Raw genomic sequence first — 2,136 nt, 5'->3', positions numbered from 1 at the left:
GGTACCATACTGTAAGTCGAGATCGACGACGCCGACGTCCTCGTCATAGCTGTCGCTCAAGCTCCAGGCGGTGTTGTGGGCCACCGTGCTGCTGCCAACACCGCCCCGGCTGCCGACGAAAGCCAGCACGCGGCCAGCCGGTTGGGCGTCGGGGTCCGAGACCAGGCCGTGGATGACGTCGAACACCTGGCGCGCCGTCACTGGCGCCGTCAGGTAGTCGCTGACCCCCATGCGCAATAACGAACGATAGAGCGCGACGTCGTTTTCGGCCCCGACGGCGACCACGCGGGTGCCCGAATCGCAGACCTCGGCCAAGGTTTCCAGGCCCCCCTTGATGCCTTCGCCGTCGCCCTCGAACTCGACAATGAGAATGTCCGGGGTGGGCCGTTCGGTGTAGTACTCGACCGCCTCGACAACGCCGCCGAGGGCAACATGGCCCTCGAACTTGGCGATATTGCGGTCCTTCAGCGCATCGCCGATGCGCGCCTGGGCCTCTTCGCTGAGCAGGAAGGCATCAACCACCATAGCGGGCTCCCAGGGATCTTGGAGATGGTGCGGTCCGCATCGCTAGCCACCACCACCGGTGGGCGGCCCCACGCGGAAGCGCTCCATGACACGGTGCAAGCGCTGCGAATCGGACTCGCCGGCCGGGCGCTGGCGCACCAAATCGGCCGGGTCGGCTACCATGGCACCGAACATGCGTTGGCTGGCGCAACCGAAATTACTGTGGTTCTGGTTCCGCGATCGCCGGTTGGCCGCCCCCGACCAATCGCCACAGTCCGGCAGCTTGACCAGAAAACGATCGTAGCCCAGGCGCACCAGCGGCCCTCCGGCCCCCTCTCCCTCGCCGGCAGCGGCATAGCTCAGCGCCAAGTTGCCGGGCTTGAGGCCGCGCTGCCTGGCCCGTTGGCCGATCACCCGGCCCCGGGCCTCGAGCATCTGACGCGGGCTGCCGTCGGGCACGATGACCACCTTCAGGGGCCCGTGGCCAAGGCTGAGATAGGAATCCACGAAGCGCGCGAGTTTAGACCCCTGGGCCGCATCGAGCACCGCGCTGTCGGCCTCGAAGCGGATTGCGGCAGCGGCCTTGGTGGGCTCGACGCTCAGGGGATGGGCCACCCGCGGATCGTGTTCGGCGGCCGTATAGAGGCTGGGCTGATAAGGCTGACAGGCGGCCAACAGCAAGCCCGCAGCGCCAGCGATTGCCTTGAGATATTTCATGCCATGCTCGCCCATCATAGTCGATCATTCCATGATAAAGCCGATCGGGCCCTGCACCCGTCCCGTCGGCGGCGTCGAGCCCGGGCGGCCGTATTCGGTGTGTAGGCGCCCCAGCAAGAACATGTCGATGTCGCTGGCCGGCGCGAAACCGTCGGTGGGCAGCACAATGGCACGATCGTCGACGGGCCGCACCAGGAAGGCTGAGACCGTCACCACCAGCTCGGTTTCGCCCTTGGTGAAGTCGGTCGAGCGGAAAAGCGCGCCGAGGATGGGCAGGTTCGCCAGCCCGGGCAGCCCCGCCACGATATTGCTAAAATCGTTCTGCAAAAGGCCGCCGATGACCAAGGCACCGCCGCTCGCCATCTCCACCGTGGTGGTGGCGCGACGGACGCGGAAGCCCGGCACCGAAGTGCCCTGGACGACGGCGGACTGGGAGTTATCGACTTCGCTGACTTCAGTCCTCACCTGCAGGTTGATGTGTCCGGTGTCGAGCACCGTCGGCGTGAACTCCAGCTCGACGCCGAAATTGCGGAAAGTGATGGTCAGATTGCCGTTGCTGTCAACCCCAGCCGGCACCGGAACCTCGCCACCCGCCAGAAAGCTAGCTGTCTCGCCGGACAACGCCGTCAGGTTGGGCTCGGCCAGGGTCTTGATCAGCCCCTCGCTCTCCAGCGCATCGAGGGCCAAGCCGACATTGCGCAGCGGGTTGTTGAAGGGGCCGGGAAACAGCCCGAAGCGGATCTGGCCTTCCGCCAGGGGCCCGATGATGCCGGTGCCGGTCAGGTCCTGGATCAGAGTGGGGGCGGCCTCCCTGACGGCCTTGCCGGTGCCGATGGCAGCCCGGATGCCCAGCGATTTGATGATCCGGCGGCGCACTTCGACCATGCGCACGCGCAGCATGACCTGCTGCTCGGC

Annotated in this window: 3 protein-coding genes; all 3 read right to left on the bottom strand. The window is 66.4% G+C overall.

The window, feature by feature from the left end:
• A partial coding sequence (locus QGG75_09165) for a CtpF protein (protein ID MDP6067407.1) occupies positions 1-525 on the bottom strand: 525 nt, incomplete at its 3' end.
• A 42-nt stretch (positions 526-567) separates the two neighbouring features.
• Complete coding sequence (locus QGG75_09160; GenBank protein ID MDP6067406.1) at positions 568-1,221, bottom strand: CpaD family pilus assembly lipoprotein; 654 nt, start codon at positions 1,219-1,221, stop codon at positions 568-570.
• A 24-nt stretch (positions 1,222-1,245) separates the two neighbouring features.
• Positions 1,246-2,136, bottom strand: an 891-nt coding sequence (locus QGG75_09155; GenBank protein ID MDP6067405.1) for a type II and III secretion system protein family protein, incomplete at its 5' end; no start/stop codon positions are given.

The sequence above is a fragment of the Alphaproteobacteria bacterium genome (assembly GCA_030740435.1).
Taxonomy (GTDB): domain Bacteria; phylum Pseudomonadota; class Alphaproteobacteria; order UBA2966; family UBA2966.
The sequence above is the reverse complement of the archived record's forward strand: the minus strand, read 5'-3'. Positions and strand labels throughout refer to the sequence as shown.